The following is a 16452-nucleotide window of genomic DNA, read 5'->3' on the forward strand; positions in this document are numbered from 1 at the left end:
GCCGCGCGGAATGCGGCGAGGGCGGGTTGCGCCAGGGCGCCGTGTCAGTCCTCGCCTGTTTCAGATAGAACTTCTTCCGTGTGCTCGCCCATCATCGGCGCATGCCGGCGGATGTTGGCGGGAGTACCCAGGTAGCGCACCGGCGGGCGCAGGGCGTAGTAGGCGCCGGCGGCCGGGTGCTCGTAGCGCTGGAAGAAGTCCACCGCCGCCAGGTGCGGGTCGTCGGGCAACTCGTCCAGCCGCTTGGCCGCCACCACCGGTATGTGCAGCGGCTTGAGCAGCGCCACCCACTCCGCCGTGGTCCGCGTGGCGGTGATCTCCTCCATCAGCTTGTAGAGCGCCCGCGTGTTTTCCGATCGGGCCAGATAGCCGGCGAACCGCGGGTCCCTCCCGTGCGTCTCCTCCGCCCCAACGGCCTTGAAATAGCGCCCCCACTGCTCGTCCGTATACGGCAGAAGCCCGATATGGCCGTCCTTCGTCGCGAACGGCTTGCGGTACGGGTTGGTCACCCGGCCGTAGCCCCATGGCCCGGTCGGCGGGTCGTAGACATGGCCGCAGAAGTGCTCCGCCAGGTTGAAGCTGGTCACGCACTCGTACATCGGGACCTCGACGAACTGTCCCTCGCCGCTGCGCTGCTTGTGCAGCAGGGCGGCCAGGATCGCCTGGGCCATGAAATGGCCGCTGATCTTGTCGGCCATCAGGCTGGGCAGCAGCCGCGGCTCCGGGTCGCCGTCGGTGCGCGGCAGCAGGTCCCCCATCCCCGCCGCCGCCTGGATCAGGTCGTCATAGGCCGGTTCCCCCGCATAGGGCCCGTCCGAGCCGTAGCCCGCCCCGTGGACGTAGACGACGTCCGGCTTCAGCGCCCTGACGCTCCCGTAGTCCAGCCCCAGCCGCGCCAGGCCGTCGTAGCGCACGGTGGCCGCGAACACGTCGGCGGTTCGCAACAGCCGGCGCAGGGCCGCGGCGTCCTTCTCCAGCCGGAGGTCCAGCAGCACGGAGCGCTTGTTGCGGTTGATGGTCATGTAGATGGGGCCGAGCTCCCTCGGCGCCCCCTCCGGCGTCCGGCCCGACTGGCGCATGATGTCGCCGCCGCCGCCGGGGCCGCCCGGCGGGCTCTCCACCTTGATCACGTCGGCGCCCAGGTCGGCCAGCATCTGCGTCGCATAGGCGCCGAACACCACGCTGGTCATGTCGACGATCCTGATCCCTTTCAGCGGACCGGTGGCCTCCCTGGCCAGTTCGCGTGACTTGCCCGGCATCTGTCGTGGCCTCCAATGCTCCGGTCAGGGATACTCGCCCCGCCGCCGCCGACAAAGCCCGCCGAAGGAGCCGCCATGGATTTCGAACTGGCCGAGGAGCATCGGATGCTCAAGGACCTGGTCCGGCGGTTCGTGGACGACGAGCTGATGCCGCTGGAGGCCGGCGTCCTGGCCCGCGAGGCGGCGGGCCAGGAGCGCAGCCTGCCGGCCGCCGACCTCGCCCGCATCGACGCGGTCTCCAAGCGCCTGGGCCTCTGGGGCCTGGACGCGCCCGAGGACATCGGCGGCGCGGACCTGCCCGCCGTGGCCATGGTCGGCGTCGGCGAGGAGCTGGCCCGCACCGTCACCCCCTACACCCTGCCGCCGGACTCCCCGAACCTGCGGATGCTGATGGCCACGGTGAACGAGCGCCAGCGCCGCGCCTACCTGGAGCCCTATGTCCGCGGCGAGACCATCTCGGCCATCGGCGTTTCCGAGCCCGGCGCCGGCGCCGACCCGGCCGCCATGACCACCCGCGCCGACCGGGACGGCGACGATTGGATCCTCAACGGCCGCAAGATCTGGATCAGCCGCGCGGAGGAGGCCGACTTCACCATCATGATGGCCGTCACCGACAAGGAGAAGCGCGGCCGCGGCGGCATCTCCGCCTTCCTGGTGGACAAGGGGACCCCGGGATTCAACGTCCTGCGCCCCATCCCGATGATCGGCGGCGTCGTCACCTACGAGGTGGCGCTGGAGGACTGCCGCGTCGAGGGCTGGAAGCTGCTGGGCGCCGAGGGGCAGGGGTTCGTCCCGATGCAGCTGCGCCTCGGGACCCGGCGCATCGAGATGGCCGCCTGGTCCGTGGGCATGGCGCAGCGCGCGCTGGACATGATCTGCGAATACGCCCCCCAGCGCACCACCTTCGGCCAGCCGCTGTCGGAGCGCCAGGCGATCCAGTGGTGGGTGGCCGACGCCGCCACGCGCATCCACGCCGCCCGGCTGATGACCTACGACTGCGCCTGGAAGCTCGACCAGGGCCGCGACGTCCGCGTCGAGATCTCGATGATCAAGGCCTACGCCGTCGAGATGGCCTGGGAGGTCGTCGACCACGCCATGCAGACCTTCGGCGCCATGGGCATGACCAAGGATCTGCCTCTGCAGATGATGGCCTCCAAGCTGCGCACCATGCGCATCTACGACGGCCCCACCGAGGTGCACAAATGGGTCGTGGCCCGCAACCTGCTGGGACGGGGCCGCTAGGGCACGATGATTTCAGGCGAAATCGCCGGCTCAAAACCCGCTCGCCTCGGCCCCGGGTCCGGGGCCGGCCCGAGGATAAACTCCGGCCGGGGCCCAGGTGAAACCCACGAGAGGCTCAGGCTGAATCCGGGTCCCGGCGAAGGCGGATCAACCCGATTTCAACCCGCTCCAGGTTCGCGGGTTTGTCGACAACGTTCCGCCACAGCCTGGGCGAGTCATTTCCGAAAACAATCGGGAACCGGGCGAAACAATTATTAACGGACGGGCGTTCTGCTGGCTGAGGGGCTGACCCCGAGTGCGGCCAGGGCGTGTGCTCATGCATCGGATGCTTGTCGAGCCATGGTGCGTGCGGCCGGCCCGTCCTCACGCCGTCCCTGCCCGGTCTCCGGTGCGTCGACCGGACCGCGGCGGTCGATGAGCGTGGAGCACGCCCCTTCCGGCGCCCGCCAGACGTGGCCCGAGACCGGCGAAGCGGCCTGGACCTTCGCCCGGGAGCTTGCGCAGCCCGGACGGGGCGCCAACGTGGACGAGACGCTGCGCCGCATGTTCCGCGACTGCCCCGTGCCGCCGCATCTGCTGCAGTTCGTCCGCGACCTCAGGGGTCCCGAACCGGATCCCCACGGGCGGTGACGGAGGCGGGCGCGCGCTCAGCCCCCCGGCGCCGGGCGTACGATCCGTGGGCCCAGGTTGTCCACCACGCTCCGGGCGTCGAAGGCGCGCGGGTCGGCGGGGTCCTTGCGGCCACGGAACATCACGATCTCGGCGCCGGCCTCGAACCGCTCCACTGTGCGCACGTCCACCCGGTCGGCCCAGAACGGATCGCCCCAGAACGGGTCCCAGCTGCGCCAGCCGAAGCCCCCGCCGTAGTAGCGCCAGGACGGGCGCCAGTAGCCGAACCGCGGTCCGTACCAGGGGCTGTAGAGCGGGTCCGGGTCCACATAGGTCTGGGTGTGCTTGTCGGTGGCGCGGTCCACGATGGTGAAGCCGTCGAAGCCCTGCTGCAGGGTCAGTTCGGCGGCGCGGTACAGGAGGTAGGCCTCCACCGTCTCGCGGGAGGTCAGGGTGTTGCCGGCGAAGGTCACCCGCCAGCGGCTCCCTTCGATGCGCTGCTCGGAGAACCCGCCGGAATAGGCTTTGCCCACCTCGCGCGGCTGATAGGGCGTGGGCGTCGCGCAGCCGGCGAGCCCGGCCGTCAGCAGCAGCGCGGCGGCGGCGACAGCGGTTGTTCTTGCCATCTCATCCACTCCAGAACGTCCCTCGAGGAAGCTCCACCGGTGCTAACACCCGGCCGGTCTTCGGGTTGCGCCTAAACGTTCAACGCGCCGGGGCGCTTGCGTCCGTCGGCCGCTCACGCGCCGGTGGCGGCCAGCACCCAGACGGCCTTTCCCAGGGCGCCGAACAGCAGCACGGCTGTGGCTAGCGCCTGGACCAGGAAGCCCGCGGCCCGCTTCTTCGGGTCGGCGACATAGCCCACGGCGTAGAGGATGCGCCCCAGGATCCACAGCACGCCCAGGCCTGCGGCCGCCAAGTCGTTCCAGTAGACGGCGAAGAGCCAGAGTGAGACGAGGAAGATCGGCAGCCATTCCAGGGTGTTGGCCTGCACGCGGACGCAGCGCTCCAGGACCGCGTCGCCGGTCATGGTCGGCGCGACGATCCCGCATCTGCGGCGCGCGGCGCCCACGCGGATCGCCATCGAGAAATAGACAAGGAGCGCCGCCAGGGTGACGATGGCGACGAGGCTGTGTGGTTGCATCTTGCGTTTCCCCCCGGGGCCGTCCCGCGGCCCCGGCGCAGCTTGCCATGTCCCGGACCGCTCGGGAACCTTACCGCCGGCCCGCGGCGTTTAGACGGCTAGCCCCGTGGGAGGCACGCCCATGCACGTCGTTTCGGAAGCTATCCGCGACATCAGCTACGACCGCGACCGCGCCAAGCTGTTCGTCCGCTTCCGGGATGGTGACGAGTACGTCTACGTCGGCGTCCCAGACGAGGTGCACCGCTCGTTCATCGACGCCCAATCCAAGGGGGCCTTCTTCGCCCACGAGATCCGCGACCGGTATCCGTACAACAAGCTGGAAATGTGAGGGCGGAGCGCATCCTTCTTCCGCAAGGAGAGAGCGGAAACTTCACCCCACCCGCTTGTCCCGCCGGGACTTCACCTGCAGGCGCAGCGCGTTCAGCTTGATGAACCCCGCCGCGTCGCGGTGGTCGTAGGCCACCTTGCCCTCTTCGAAGGTCACCAGGTCCTGGTCGTACAACGAATAGGGGCTGGTGCGGCCGATGACGCTGACGTTGCCCTTATAGAGCTTCACCCGCACCTGGCCGGTCACCATCGCCTGGCTGTGGTCGATGGCCGCCTGCAACATCTCCCGCTCCGGCGCGAACCAGAAGCCGTTGTAGATCAGGCTGGCGTACCGGGGCATCAACTCGTCCTTCAGGTGCATGGACCCGCGGTCGAGGGTGATGGATTCGATCCCCCGGTGCGCGGCCAGCAGGATCGTGCCGCCCGGCGTCTCGTAGATCCCGCGCGACTTCATGCCGACGAAGCGGTTCTCCACCAGGTCGAGCCGTCCCACGCCGTTGTCGTGGCCGAGCTCGTTCAGCTTGGTCAGCAGCGCCGCCGGCGACAGCCGCTCGCCGTCGATGGCCACCGGGTCGCCCTGCTCGAAATCCATCGTGAAGACGGCGGGCCTGTCCGGCGCGTCCTCCGGCGCGATCGTGCGCATGTGCACGTACTCCGGCGCCTCGACCGCCGGGTCTTCCAGCACCTTCCCCTCGGAGGAGGAATGGAGAAGGTTGGCGTCGACGCTGAACGGCGCCTCGCCGCGCTTGTCCTTGGCGATCTGGATCTGGTGGGCCTCAGCGAAAGCCAGCAGCGCCTCGCGGCTCTTGAACTCCCACTCCCGCCAGGGCGCGATCACCTGGATGTCCGGCTCCAGGGCGTAGTAGGCGAGCTCGAAGCGCACCTGGTCGTTGCCCTTGCCGGTGGCCCCGTGGCAAACGGCGTCGGCGCCCACCTGCCGGGCGATCTCGATCTGCCGCTTGCCGATCAGCGGCCGGGCGATGGAGGTGCCCAGCAGGTACTGGCCCTCGTAGACGGTGTTGGCCCGGAACATCGGGAAGACGAAGTCGCGGACGAACTCTTCGCGCACGTCCTCGATGAAGATGTTCTCCGGCTTCACCCCGGCGTTCAGCGCCTTGGCGCGGGCCGGCGCCAGCTCCTCGCCCTGGCCCAGGTCGGCGGTGAAGGTCACCACCTCGGCCCCGTACTCGGTCTGCAGCCATTTCAGGATGATCGAGGTGTCCAGCCCGCCCGAATAGGCGAGGACCACTTTCTTGATCGGCTTGTCGGCGGCCATGCGCGCAGTCCTCGGAAGGGAGGGTGGAGAAAGGTCGCCGCCTTTAAGGGCGAACGGGCGGCCCGTTCAAGGCTTAAGCGCGCCTTCCCTGTCCAGCGCCGCCAGGGCGGCGCTCAGCCAGCGCAGGTGCGCCACGGCGAACAGGGCCGCCGCGGTGGCGCGCACGCCGAACAGGACCAGCGCCTCGTCGCCCCAGCCGGCGGTCCGCCGGTTGCTCGCCACAAGCAATATCCCCACCACGAAGGCGGCCCCGGGGATCAGCGACAGCGCCAGGCCGCGCTTGGTCCGCCGGGTGGGCCGCCCGTCGTTCGCGAACTGCAGCGGCACCATCGTGCCGGGCTCGATCCGCTTCCATGCCGCCCGCGAGGCGCTGGTCATGATCGACAGCGAGATGATCCACAGGGCGTCCCCCGCAAGGCGCAATACGTCCATCGGCTACACCGTCACCTGGGTGCCCAACTCGACCACGCGGCCGGGGGGGATCTTGTAGAAGTCGGTCGGGTTGGCGGCGTTCTTCATCAGGAAGATGAACAGCTTGTCCTGCCACAGCGGCATGCCCGACTGGGCCGAGGGCACCACCGAGCGCCGTCCCAGGAAGAAGCTGGTGGCCATGATGTCGAACTTCAGCCCCTGGCGCCGGCACAGCCCCAGCGCCTTCGGGATGTTGGGGCTCTCCATGAAGCCGTAGCTGATCAGCACCCGGGAGAAGTCCTCGTTGACCGGCTCGATCTTCACCCGGTCGTCGTCCTTCACCCGCGGCGTCTCGGCGACGTTGACGGTCAGCACCACGTTCTTCTGGTGCAGCACCTTGTTGTGCTTGAGGTTGTGCATCAGCGCCACCGGCGCCATGTCCGGCTCGGAGGTCAGGAAGATCGCCGTGCCCGGCACCCGGTGCGGAGCGCGGGCCCGCAGGATCTCGGACAGCTCGGCCAGGGGCACACTGTCGCGCCGGCTCTTCTCGGTCAGGATCTGCGCCCCGCGGGTCCAGGTCCAGATGATCACCACCAGCGCAGCGCCCAGCACCAGCGGCAGCCAGGCGCCCTGCGGGATCTTCAGCAGGTTGGAGCTGATGAAGACGACGTCCAGCACCCCGAAGCCGCCGGCCGCCAGCAGCGCCTGCCAGCGGGGCCGCCGCCACATCCGCCGGACGATCACGTAGAACAGCAGGGTGTCGACGAACATCGCCCCCGTCACGGCGATGCCGTAGGCCGCCGAGAGGTTGTGCGAGGTCTGGAAGGTCACCAGCAGGATCAGCACGCCCACCAGCAGGAAGGTGTTCACCTGCGGCACGAAGATCTGCCCGGCCTGGGTCTCGCTGGTGCGGCGGATGTCGATGCGCGGGAACAGCCCCAGCTGCACCGCCTGCTGCGTCATGGAGAAGGCGCCGGTGATCACCGCCTGGCTGGCGACGATGGTGGCCACCGTCGCCAGCAGCAGCACCGGCCAGTACACCAGGTCGGGCACCATCTCGAAGAAGGGGTTGGCCCGCGCGCTGGGGTGACGCAGCACCACGGCGCCCTGGCCCAGGTAGTTGAGCAGCAGGCAGGGCAGCACCAGGAACAGCCAGGCGGCCCGGATGGGATTCTTTCCGAAGTGGCCCATGTCCGCGTACAGGGCCTCGGCCCCGGTGACCGCCAGGAAGACGCTGCCCAGGATGGCGAAGCCCAGGAGCCCGTTTTTGGTCAGGAACAGCACCCCGTAGTAGGGCGACAGTCCGCGCAGGATCGATGGGGCGTCGGCGATGTGCCACAGGCCCAGCCCGGCCAGGGTCAGGAACCAGACCGCGGTGATCGGGCCGAAGTATCTGGCGATCCTGGCGGTGCCGCGCGACTGGGCCATGAACAGCGCGATCAGGATCACCGCGGCCAGCGGCAGCACCCAGGCGCTCAGGCGGTGGCCGATCCCCGGCGCCAGGGCCAGGCCCTCCAGCGCGCCCAGCACCGAGACCGCCGGCGTGATGATCCCGTCGCCGTAGAACAGCGCCGCGCCCACCACGCCCAGGTAGAAGACCGTCGCCGAACGCCGGGGCAGCAGGCGCTGGGCCAGCGCCATCAGCGCCAGGGTGCCGCCCTCGCCCTTGTTGTCGGCCCGCATCAGGAAGACCACGTACTTGACCGTCACGATCAGGACCAGCGCCCAGGAGATCAGCGAGACCACGCCCAGGACGGCGAGCTCGGTCGAGCCCCCCGGCCGCGCGTGTCCCAGGGCTTCGCGCATGGCGTAGAGCGGGCTGGTGCCGATATCGCCGAACACGACGCCGACCGACCCCAGGGCCAGGGCCCAGAAGCTTTCCTTGCGCGCGCCGTGCGGCTCGTCCGCCGCCTCGACGGCGACGCCGGTCGGGTCCGCCATCCAGTGTCTCCGGGAACTCGCGCGCGTTCCCATCGGCGGCCCCATGCCGTCATGCGGCGGGCGCGATACACCCAATCACCGCCCCATACAATGCCGCGCCCCTCAGGGAGGAACTTCCGCCGCAGGCTTGGACCGCCCCCAAGCTTGACGCCGGACGCGGTTTGCCCACCTTCAGGAGGCGTCGCGCCGCGTCGAAGGGGCCGCCATGGATCGCAGACTGGCGCTCGTCACCGGCGCCTCGGCCGGCATCGGCGCGGCCTTCGCGCGGATCTACGCCAGCCATGGCTATGACGTGGCGCTCACCGCGCGGCGCCTCGACCGCCTCGACCGCCTGGCCGAGGAGATCCGCCTCCGCTACGGCGTCGAGACCGTCGTCTTCCCGGCCGACCTGGCGGACCCCGCCGCGCCGGGCGCCATCACCGACCACCTGGCCGCCCACGGCCGCACGGTCGACGCCCTGGTGAACAACGCCGGCTACGGCCTGACCGGCCGCTTCGCCGACACCCGCTGGGAAGACCAGCGGGTGTTCATGCAGGTGATGGTCACGGCGGCCGGCGAACTGGTCCACCGCCTGTTGCCCGGAATGCTGGCCCGCCGCTTCGGCCGCATCGTCAACGTGGCCTCGCTGGCGGGCCTGGCGCCCGGCGGGGCCGGCTCCACCCTCTACGGCGCGGCCAAGAGCTTCCTGGTGCGCTTCTCCCAGAGCCTGCACCTGGAGACGCAGGGGACCGGCGTCCACGTCACCGCCCTGTGCCCCGGCTTCACCTATTCCGAGTTCCACGACGTCACCGGCTCGCGCGAGCTGGTCAACCAGACCATCCCCGCCTGGCTGTGGCTGGGCGCCGACGAGGTGGCCGCCGCCGGCTACGAGGCCGCCGAGGCCAACCGCGCGGTCTCGGTCCCCGGCGCGCCCAACAAGGCGGCGGCGGCGCTGGCCAAGCTGGTCCCCGACGACTGGGCGCTGGCCCTGATGGCAGCCCACGGCGGCCGCTTCCGGCGGATCTAGCCGCTCTAGCTGTAGGGCGTCGCGGCCTGCGGCAATATGAGGCCGCGCGTGGAGTCCGCGAGGGCAGACAGGATGAACTGCACCGCCATGGCGCAGAGGATCAGCCCCAGCACCCTGACCACGATGGTCAGGCCGATGCGCCCCAGGATCCGGCCGATCACCGGGGTGGCCAGGAACGAGGCCAGGATGCTGGCCGACACGGCGGCGATCACCCCCATCCCGACCGCCGCCCCGGCCAGGCCGAAGGCGCGGGCCTGGCTCGCATAGATCACCACCGTGGAGATGGCGCCCGGCCCGATCAGCAGCGGCATGGCGAAGGGCACGATCATCCGCTCGAACCGCCGCCGCGCATAGTCGCGCCCCGGCGCGGCCTCTGCCCGGTCGGCGACCTCGCCGGTGGTGGCGGCCACGTCGCCGCGCACCATCTGCAGCCCCATCATGAACAGGATCACCCCGCCGGCGATGCGGAACGCCGGCAGCGAGATCCCGAAGAAGGCCAGCAGCGACAGCCCCGAGAAATAGAAGAAGGTCATGAAGCCCAGGGCGAACAGGGCGATGTACAGCGCGATCAGCGCCCGCTCGCGCCAGGCCGATCCCGCGGTCGCCGCCGCGAACAGCGGCACGTTGCCCACCGGGTCGATCAGCGCGAACAGGGCGACGAAGAAGTTGACCGCGAAGTCGGCCTGGCTCATGGCAACGTCTTAGCCTGAAAACCCGGGGTCTTCTTCCTCAACCTCATCGCCCCGGCCGGCCGCCCGGGCGCCAAGGAGCCGCGCCATGCCCGCCGCCGATCCCCGCCTGATCGTCCCCCTCGACCTGCCCACAGCCGGCGAGGCCCGGGCCATGATCGACGCCCTGGGCGACGCGGTCAGCTTTTACAAGGTGGGCCTGGAGCTGTTCGCCACCGACGGCATGGCCTTGGCCCGCGACCTCAAGGTCGAGGGCAAGCAGGTGTTCCTGGACTGGAAGCTGCACGACATCCCCACCACCGTGCAGCGCGCCGCCGCGGCGCTGGCCGGCGCGGGGTGCGACCTGCTCACCGTGCACGGCGAGCCGCAGGTGATGGCCGCCGCGGTCCGCGGCCGCGGAGGCTCGGGCCTGAAGGTGCTGGCGGTCACGGTGCTCACCAGCCTCGACGACAAGGACCTGGCGGAGATGGGCTACGCCGTCACCGCCCGCGCCCTGGTGGAGCGGCGCATCCACCAGGCGATCGCCGCCGGCTGCGACGGGGTGGTGGCCAGTCCGCACGAGGCGGTGCTGGCCCGCCAGATCGGCGGCCAGGGCTTCCTGGTGGTGACGCCGGGCGTGCGCCCCGACTGGGCGGCGAAGAACGACCAGGCCCGTGCGGCCACGCCGGCCCAGGCGCTGGCCGCCGGCGCGTCGCACATCGTCTGCGGCCGGCCGGTCACCGCGGCCGACGACCCCCGTGCCGCGGCGCTGAGGATCGTGGACGAGATGCGCGCCGTTCAGTGATGCATGCCGCCGCCGTGGCCGCCACGGAAGCCCCCGCGCATCCGCACGCCGACGCTGGCCGAAGAGCTCGACGAGGCGCCGGAGAATGCCCGCGCCGACGAGAAGCCCCAGCCGCCGCCGCCCACCACGAACACCCCGCCGCCGCCATAGCCGTAGCCGTCCATGGGGAGCGGCCCCACGCCGCCGGCGTCGTAGAACAGGCTGTTGGACACCCTGAGCTCGCCCGCCTGCTCCGCGCAGGGGCAGGGCGGAGCCGGGTGGCGTCCGTCCATGTACCAGGGGCTGGCGCCGGGGATCGGCGGGTCGTCGTCCAGGTCGCCGTCGTCGTCATCGTAGCCGCGATCGCCGTCCAGGCGGTGGTCGTGGCCGATCGCGCAGCCCGCCTGCGCCGCGCCCGCGGCCAGCGCCAGGCCGAGGCCCATGAGAAGTCCTGCAATCGCACGCATGCCCGCCGCTCCACCGATGTGCTGGCGGCACCCTAGCCCGGGCGGGCCCGGGCCTCGACCGGATGCAAGCCTCAGGCGAGCCGCCGCTCAGAAGTCGACGGCGATTCCCTTGCGTTCCCAGTCGCCGTAGCGGGTGGGCTCGGGTCCCGCGGGACCGCCGTCCTCGGCCGGGACCGCGGCGGCCTGGGCCGCCTCGCGCCGGGCCTCCGCCTCCGCCAGCGCCCGGCGCGCCGCCGGCGTCAGCGCCTTGCCCGGCGCGGCGTTCATGGGGGTGTCGTCGTCCATGGCGCGATATCTAGGACGCGGCCGTTCGCGACGCCACCCCTTGCGCCGGACGCCGCAAACGCGCAGGGCGGGGCGGTGACTGACACTGACGCCGGACTGCCCGCCCGCGCCGCGGCCCTCGACCTGCTGGACGCCGCCCTCGCCCGCCGCAACGGCCTGGACGAGGCGATGGCCAGTCCGGCGCTGGCCCGCCTCGCGCCCCGTGACCGCGGCTTCGCGCTCGCCGTGACCCTGGCCGCCCTGCGCAACCTGGGCCCCATCGACCGCGCCCTGGAGGCCCGGCTGCAGAAGCCGCCGCCCGAGCGGGTCAGGAACATCCTGCGCCTCGGCCTGGCCCAGGCGCTGGCGCTGGGGACGCCGGCCCATGCGGCGGTCGCCACCAGCGTCGACCTGGCGGCGCAGGGCTCCACCCAGGGCTTCAAGGGCCTGGTGAACGCCGTCCTGCGCGGCGTCCTGCGCGAGCCACCGGCCCTGGACGACCCGGAGGCCCTGGCCCCGCCCTGGCTCTACGCCCGCTGGCGCGCCGCCCTCGGCGACGAGGCCGCCGCGGTGGCGGCGGTGATCCGCCAGGAGCCCGCCACAGACCTTACCCTGAAGGACCCGCAAGACGCCGCGGCGCTGGCCGCCGAGCTGGAGGCCGAGATCCTGCCGGGCGGCAGCCTGCGCACGCGCCGCCGCGGCGACGTCGCGGCCTGGCCGGGCTTCGCCGAGGGCCGCTGGTGGGTGCAGGACGCCGCCGCCGCCGTCCCCGCCCGTCTGCTGGCGGTGCAGCCGGGCGAAGCCGTCCTCGACCTCTGCGCCGCCCCGGGCGGCAAGACCCTGCAGCTGGCCGCGGCCGGCGGCCGGGTCACGGCCGTCGACCGTTCCGCCCCGCGCCTGCGCCGGGTGCACGAGAACCTGGCCCGGCTAGGGCTGGCGGCGGAGGTGGTCACCGCCGACGCCGGCGGCTGGGACGACGGGCGCACCTTCGACGCCGTGCTGCTCGACGCCCCCTGCAGCGCCACCGGCACCTTCCGCCGCCACCCGGACGTGCTCTGGGCCGCCCGGCCCGGCGACATCGCCAGCCTGGCCGCCGTGCAGTCGCGCCTGCTGGACGCGTCGGCCGCCCGCGTGAGGCCCGGCGGGCGGCTGATCTACTGCGTCTGTTCCCTGGAGCCGGAGGAGGGCGAGGCCCAGGCCGCGATCTTCCTGGCGCGCCATCCTGGGTTCGCCCTGGCCCCCATCGCCCCGGGGGAAGGGGGGTCGCCCGCCGAGAGCCTGCGGCCCGACGGAACCCTGCGCATCCTGCCGCATCACCGGGCGGACGGCCTCGACGGCTTCTACGTCGCCCGGTTCGTGCGAGCCGGCCAGGCGGCTGACTTGGCGCCGGGCGCGGCTTTAAGCTAAGTCCAGTCGATGACCGCCAAGCCGCCCCTCATCGCGCCCTCCATCCTGGCGTCCGACTTCGCGCGGCTGGGGGAGGAGGCCCGCGCCGTGGAGGCCGCCGGCGCCGACTGGCTGCACGTGGACGTGATGGACGGCCATTTCGTGCCGAACATCACCATCGGGCCCGACGTGGTGAAGGCGCTGCGGCCCCTGGTCTCGATTCCCTTTGACGTCCACCTGATGATCGCCCCGGTGGACCCCTATGTGGAGGCGTTCCGCGCCGCCGGCGCCGACCTGATCAGCGTCCACCCGGAGGCCGGGCCCCACCTCGACCGCACCCTGAAGCTGATCCGCAGCACGGGCGCCAAGGCCGGCGTGGTGTTCAATCCCTCCACCCCGCCCGAGACGATCCAGTGGATGATGGATGACGTCGATCTGATCCTGGTGATGTCCATCAACCCGGGCTTCGGCGGCCAGACCTTCATGCATTCCCAGCTGGCCAAGATCGAACGCCTGAGGAAGATGATCGACGCCACCGGCCGCGACATCCCGCTGGAGGTGGACGGCGGCGTCACCCCGGAAACGGCCCGGCTCTGCGTGGCGGCGGGCGCCACGGCGCTGGTGGCCGGCACGGCGGTGTTCAAGGGCGGGCCGTCCGCCTACGCGGACAACATCCGCGCCTTGCGCGGCGGCTGATCGGGGGACGCGATGGGGGGCCCCGCGCTGTCGCGCCTGCCGGGCCGGATCGCCATGCCCGCCCTGCTCGCCGCCATCCGCCGCCAGGTGCTGGCCGAATGGCGCGGCTCGCCCCTGCACCGCTCCTCCCTGCTGCTGCCCAGGCCCGACGGCTTCGCGCTCCAGCCGGTGGATCTGCGCCCGCGCGACCCGGAAAACGGCGCGCGCCTGCTGGCCGGCGCCTTCGTCTTCGCCGGCAGCGCCCTGCATCCCGGTCCCCGCGGCGATCCCTGGGACCGGCCCAGTCCCTCGCTCCGCTACGCCGTCGCCCTGCATCGCTTCGTCTGGCTGGGCGACCTGGTCGCCCAGGGCGAGGCCGGCGCCGAGGAGGCCCTGCGCCTGGTGCTCGACTGGAGCCGGCTGTTCGGGACCTGGAACGCCTTCGCCTGGCGGCCGGACGTGCTGGAGCGGCGGGTGTTCAACCTGGCCTGCGCCGCCCGCAGCCTGTGCGCCCGGGCCTCCGACGCCGAGGCCGCCGCCATCGCCCTCGACCTCGCCCGCCAGGCGCGCCACCTGCACTCCACCCTGCATGACCCGATGCGCGCCGCCGAGCGCGCCGCCGCCGTGGCCGTGGCCGGCGCCGCCCTGTCCGGCCGCGCGGGCGAGCGCCTGCTGGCCCAGGGTCTCGCCCGGCTGGAGCGCGCCCTGCCGCAGACCGTGGCGGCCGACGGCGGCCACGCCTCGCGCAGTCCGCAGGCGGCGCTGGAGCTGCTGTTCGACCTGCTGACCCTCGACCACGCGGTGGTCCAGCGGGGCCTGGCGGCGCCCGACGAGATGATCCGCGCCATCGACCGGCTGGGCGGCGCCCTGCGCTTTTTCACCCTGGCCGACGGCGGCCTGCCGGCGTTCCAGGGCGGGGACGAGAGCGCGGCGGCCTATGTCGCCGCCGCCCGTGCGGCGGCCGACGCCGGCGACCGGCCGATCCCCGCCGCCCGCAACGGCTACCACCGGCTGGAGGGCAAGAGCCTGCAGGTGGTGGCCGACGCCGCCCCGCCGGCCGAGGGGGCCTGGAGCGTCTCCGCCTGCGCCCAGCCGCTGGCCGTCGAGGTGCTGGCGGGCGGTCGGCGGCTGATCGTCAACTGCGGCTGGTCGCCGGACGCCGTGGGTCCGCCGGCGCTGAGGGTGGCGGACGCCGGCTCCACCGCCACCCTGGGGGACCTGTCCTGCGGCGCGCCGCTGCGGGGGTTCGCGGGCGAGGCCCTCGGTCCGCGGCTCACCGGCGCGTACGACGCCGTCGAAATCCACCGGCACGAGGCCGAGGGCGGGCGCTGGCTGGAGCTGTCGCACGACGGCTGGGTCCCGCGCTTCGGCCTGCGCCACGAGCGGCGGCTGTATATCGACACGGCCGCCGACGAGCTGCGCGGGGAGGACCGCTTCGTGCCGGTGGACGCCGGACCGCAGGGCGATAGCGGCCGGCGCTTCGTCCCCTTCATGGTCCGCTTCCACGTGCATCCCGACGTCCACGTTTCGCTCGCCCGCGACCGGCACAGCGTCCTGCTGCGGCCCGAGGGGCGCGAGACCGGCTGGTGGCTGCGCAACGACGCCGGCGAGGTGGAGATCGAGCCCTCCATCCACTTCCGCGAGGGCCAGTCCCGGCGCACCAGCCAGATCGTGCTGCGCGGCCAGGCCCGCATCGATTCCGGCGCCCGCATCCGCTGGAAGCTGGCCGCCGCCGACGTGTGGCCCCCGCCGCGGTGACAGGCCGCCGCGTTGACTCCGCAGGCCGCGTGGGTATGGTCCGCGCCATCCTGCGTGACTGGCGAAACTGAGGTGGGCGACCACCGGGGAGCGCGGGTATGAAACGCCGCTCGCCTGGGCCCTGTCTCTGACCTCCCGAGGAGAGCGCCATGCCCGCCGCGCCTGATTTTCCCCCCGCCCCCGACCGCGTCCCCGTCCGCCGCGCCCTGATCTCGGTCTCCGACAAGACCGGACTGATCGAGGCGGCCAGGACCCTCTGCGGCCTGGGCGTCGAGCTGGTCTCCACCGGCGGCACCCGGGCGGCCATCGCCGCCGCCGGCCTGGCGGTGAAGGACGTCAGCGACCTCACCGGCTTCCCGGAGATGATGGACGGGCGGGTGAAGACCCTGCATCCCATCGTGCACGGCGGCCTGCTTGGCGTGCGCGACGCGCCCGACCACGCCAAGGCGATGGCCGACCACGGCATCGGCGGCATCGACCTGGTCTACGTCAACCTCTACCCCTTCGAGGCGACGGTGGCCTCCGGCGCCGACGAGGCGACGGCGGTGGAGAACATCGACATCGGCGGCCCGGCGATGATCCGCTCGGCGGCCAAGAACCATGGCTACGTCGCCGTCTGCACGGAGATCGCCGACCTCGAGGCGGTGCTGGCCGAGCTGCAGGCGAACGGCGGGACCACCAGCCTGGCCCTACGCAAACGCCTGGCCGCGCGCGCCTATGCGCGGACGGCGGCCTATGACGCCGCGATCAGCGCCTGGTTCGCCGAGGCCCTGGACGAGGCCTGGCCCAAGCGCCGCGCCTTCGCGGGCGAGCTGGTCCAGACCATGCGCTATGGGGAGAACCCCCATCAGAGCGCGGCCTTCTACCGTTTCGCCAATCCTCGCACGGGCGTGGCGACGGCGCGGCAGCTCCAGGGCAAGGCGCTCAGCTACAACAACCTCAACGACACCGACGCGGCCTTCGAACTGATCGCCGAATTCGATCCGGCGGCGGGACCGGCCTGCGCGATCATCAAGCACGCCAACCCCTGCGGCCTGGCCACCGGCAAGACCATGGTCGAGGCTTATGAGCGGGCCTTGGCTTGCGATCCGGTCAGCGCGTTCGGCGGCATCATCGCGCTGAACCGTCCGCTCGACGCGGCGACGGCCGAGGCGGTCGCCTCGCTGTTTGCCGAGGTCATCATCGCCCCCGCGATCGACGATGCGGCGCGCGAGATCCTGGCGCGCAAGACCCAG

At 72.0% G+C, this 16452-nt stretch carries 18 protein-coding genes and 1 riboswitch; of the genes, 9 read left to right on the plus strand and 9 right to left on the minus strand.

Annotated elements, in window-relative coordinates; all coding sequences use genetic code 11:
* Nucleotides 1–44: 44 nt before the first annotated feature.
* On the minus strand, nt 45–1259 hold the full coding sequence (locus tag VGL30_RS03205; protein ID WP_331536708.1) for a CoA transferase: 1215 nt from the start codon (nt 1257–1259) through the stop codon (nt 45–47).
* Between the two features lie 75 nt (nt 1260–1334).
* On the opposite strand from VGL30_RS03205, the gene VGL30_RS03210 reads away from it, so the two are divergent.
* Together VGL30_RS03210 and VGL30_RS03215 are read left to right on the plus strand one after the other, a co-directional pair.
* Nucleotides 1335–2501, plus strand: coding sequence for an acyl-CoA dehydrogenase family protein (locus VGL30_RS03210; protein ID WP_331536710.1), 1167 nt, complete (start codon nt 1335–1337; stop codon nt 2499–2501).
* A 414-nt stretch (nt 2502–2915) separates the two neighbouring features.
* Nucleotides 2916–3131, plus strand: a complete 216-nt coding sequence (locus tag VGL30_RS03215) for a hypothetical protein (protein WP_331536712.1) — start codon at nt 2916–2918, stop codon at nt 3129–3131.
* A gap of 17 nt (nt 3132–3148) precedes the next feature.
* On the opposite strand, the gene VGL30_RS03220 is transcribed toward VGL30_RS03215, so the two are convergent.
* Entirely contained in the window at nt 3149–3736 is a 588-nt protein-coding gene (locus VGL30_RS03220) for a CC0125/CC1285 family lipoprotein (protein WP_331536714.1), read from the minus strand.
* 113 nt (nt 3737–3849) lie between these two features.
* Entirely contained in the window at nt 3850–4254 is a 405-nt protein-coding gene (locus VGL30_RS03225; RefSeq protein ID WP_331536716.1) for an MAPEG family protein, read from the minus strand.
* Nucleotides 4255–4375: 121 nt separating this feature from the next.
* Between VGL30_RS03225 and VGL30_RS03230 the strand changes: the two genes are divergently transcribed.
* Nucleotides 4376–4582, plus strand: a complete 207-nt coding sequence (locus VGL30_RS03230) for a KTSC domain-containing protein (protein ID WP_331536718.1) — start codon at nt 4376–4378, stop codon at nt 4580–4582.
* Between the two features lie 42 nt (nt 4583–4624).
* On the opposite strand, the gene VGL30_RS03235 is transcribed toward VGL30_RS03230, so the two are convergent.
* The 3 genes from VGL30_RS03235 to VGL30_RS03245 form a co-directional block, all read right to left on the minus strand.
* Nucleotides 4625–5857 (minus strand): argininosuccinate synthase, encoded by a 1233-nt coding sequence (locus VGL30_RS03235; protein WP_331536720.1) that lies wholly within the window; start codon nt 5855–5857, stop codon nt 4625–4627.
* Between the two features lie 66 nt (nt 5858–5923).
* Nucleotides 5924–6289: a hypothetical protein gene (locus tag VGL30_RS03240; protein ID WP_331536722.1), complete on the minus strand. Its 366-nt coding sequence runs from the start codon at nt 6287–6289 to the stop codon at nt 5924–5926.
* 3 nt (nt 6290–6292) lie between these two features.
* Nucleotides 6293–8209, minus strand: coding sequence for a potassium transporter Kup (locus VGL30_RS03245; RefSeq protein WP_331536724.1), 1917 nt, complete (start codon nt 8207–8209; stop codon nt 6293–6295).
* 205 nt (nt 8210–8414) lie between these two features.
* On the opposite strand from VGL30_RS03245, the gene VGL30_RS03250 reads away from it, so the two are divergent.
* Nucleotides 8415–9215, plus strand: a complete 801-nt coding sequence (locus VGL30_RS03250; RefSeq protein WP_331536726.1) for an SDR family oxidoreductase — start codon at nt 8415–8417, stop codon at nt 9213–9215.
* Between the two features lie 5 nt (nt 9216–9220).
* Here the strand turns inward: VGL30_RS03250 and VGL30_RS03255 are convergent, their stop codons facing one another.
* Nucleotides 9221–9907 (minus strand): MarC family protein, encoded by a 687-nt coding sequence (locus tag VGL30_RS03255; protein WP_331536728.1) that lies wholly within the window; start codon nt 9905–9907, stop codon nt 9221–9223.
* A gap of 85 nt (nt 9908–9992) precedes the next feature.
* Between VGL30_RS03255 and pyrF the strand changes: the two genes are divergently transcribed.
* The gene (gene pyrF / locus VGL30_RS03260) at nt 9993–10688 is read left to right on the plus strand and encodes an orotidine-5'-phosphate decarboxylase (RefSeq protein ID WP_331536730.1); all 696 of its coding nucleotides are present in this window, start codon (nt 9993–9995) and stop codon (nt 10686–10688) included.
* Here the strand turns inward: pyrF and VGL30_RS03265 are convergent.
* Both VGL30_RS03265 and VGL30_RS03270 read right to left on the minus strand, forming a co-directional pair.
* Nucleotides 10682–11110 (minus strand): hypothetical protein, encoded by a 429-nt coding sequence (locus VGL30_RS03265; protein ID WP_331536732.1) that lies wholly within the window; start codon nt 11108–11110, stop codon nt 10682–10684. The genes pyrF and VGL30_RS03265 overlap by 7 nt on opposite strands.
* Nucleotides 11111–11221: 111 nt before the next feature.
* Complete coding sequence (locus VGL30_RS03270; protein ID WP_331536734.1) at nt 11222–11419, minus strand: DUF1674 domain-containing protein; 198 nt, start codon at nt 11417–11419, stop codon at nt 11222–11224.
* Nucleotides 11420–11494: 75 nt separating this feature from the next.
* Between VGL30_RS03270 and VGL30_RS03275 the strand changes: the two genes are divergently transcribed.
* The 4 genes from VGL30_RS03275 to purH all read left to right on the plus strand — a co-directional run.
* Nucleotides 11495–12805: an RsmB/NOP family class I SAM-dependent RNA methyltransferase gene (locus tag VGL30_RS03275; RefSeq protein WP_331536736.1), complete on the plus strand. Its 1311-nt coding sequence runs from the start codon at nt 11495–11497 to the stop codon at nt 12803–12805.
* Nucleotides 12806–12814: 9 nt separating this feature from the next.
* Nucleotides 12815–13480: a ribulose-phosphate 3-epimerase gene (gene rpe, locus VGL30_RS03280; protein WP_331536738.1), complete on the plus strand. Its 666-nt coding sequence runs from the start codon at nt 12815–12817 to the stop codon at nt 13478–13480.
* Between the two features lie 12 nt (nt 13481–13492).
* Complete coding sequence (locus VGL30_RS03285) at nt 13493–15217, plus strand: heparinase II/III family protein (RefSeq protein WP_331536740.1); 1725 nt, start codon at nt 13493–13495, stop codon at nt 15215–15217.
* Nucleotides 15218–15261: 44 nt separating this feature from the next.
* Nucleotides 15262–15344, plus strand: a riboswitch (ZMP/ZTP riboswitch).
* A 22-nt stretch (nt 15345–15366) separates the two neighbouring features.
* Nucleotides 15367–16452: bifunctional phosphoribosylaminoimidazolecarboxamide formyltransferase/IMP cyclohydrolase (gene purH, locus VGL30_RS03290; protein ID WP_331536742.1), on the plus strand; the 1086-nt coding region annotated here is incomplete at its 3' end.

The organism is Phenylobacterium sp. (assembly GCF_036502675.1).
GTDB lineage: Bacteria > Pseudomonadota > Alphaproteobacteria > Caulobacterales > Caulobacteraceae > Phenylobacterium.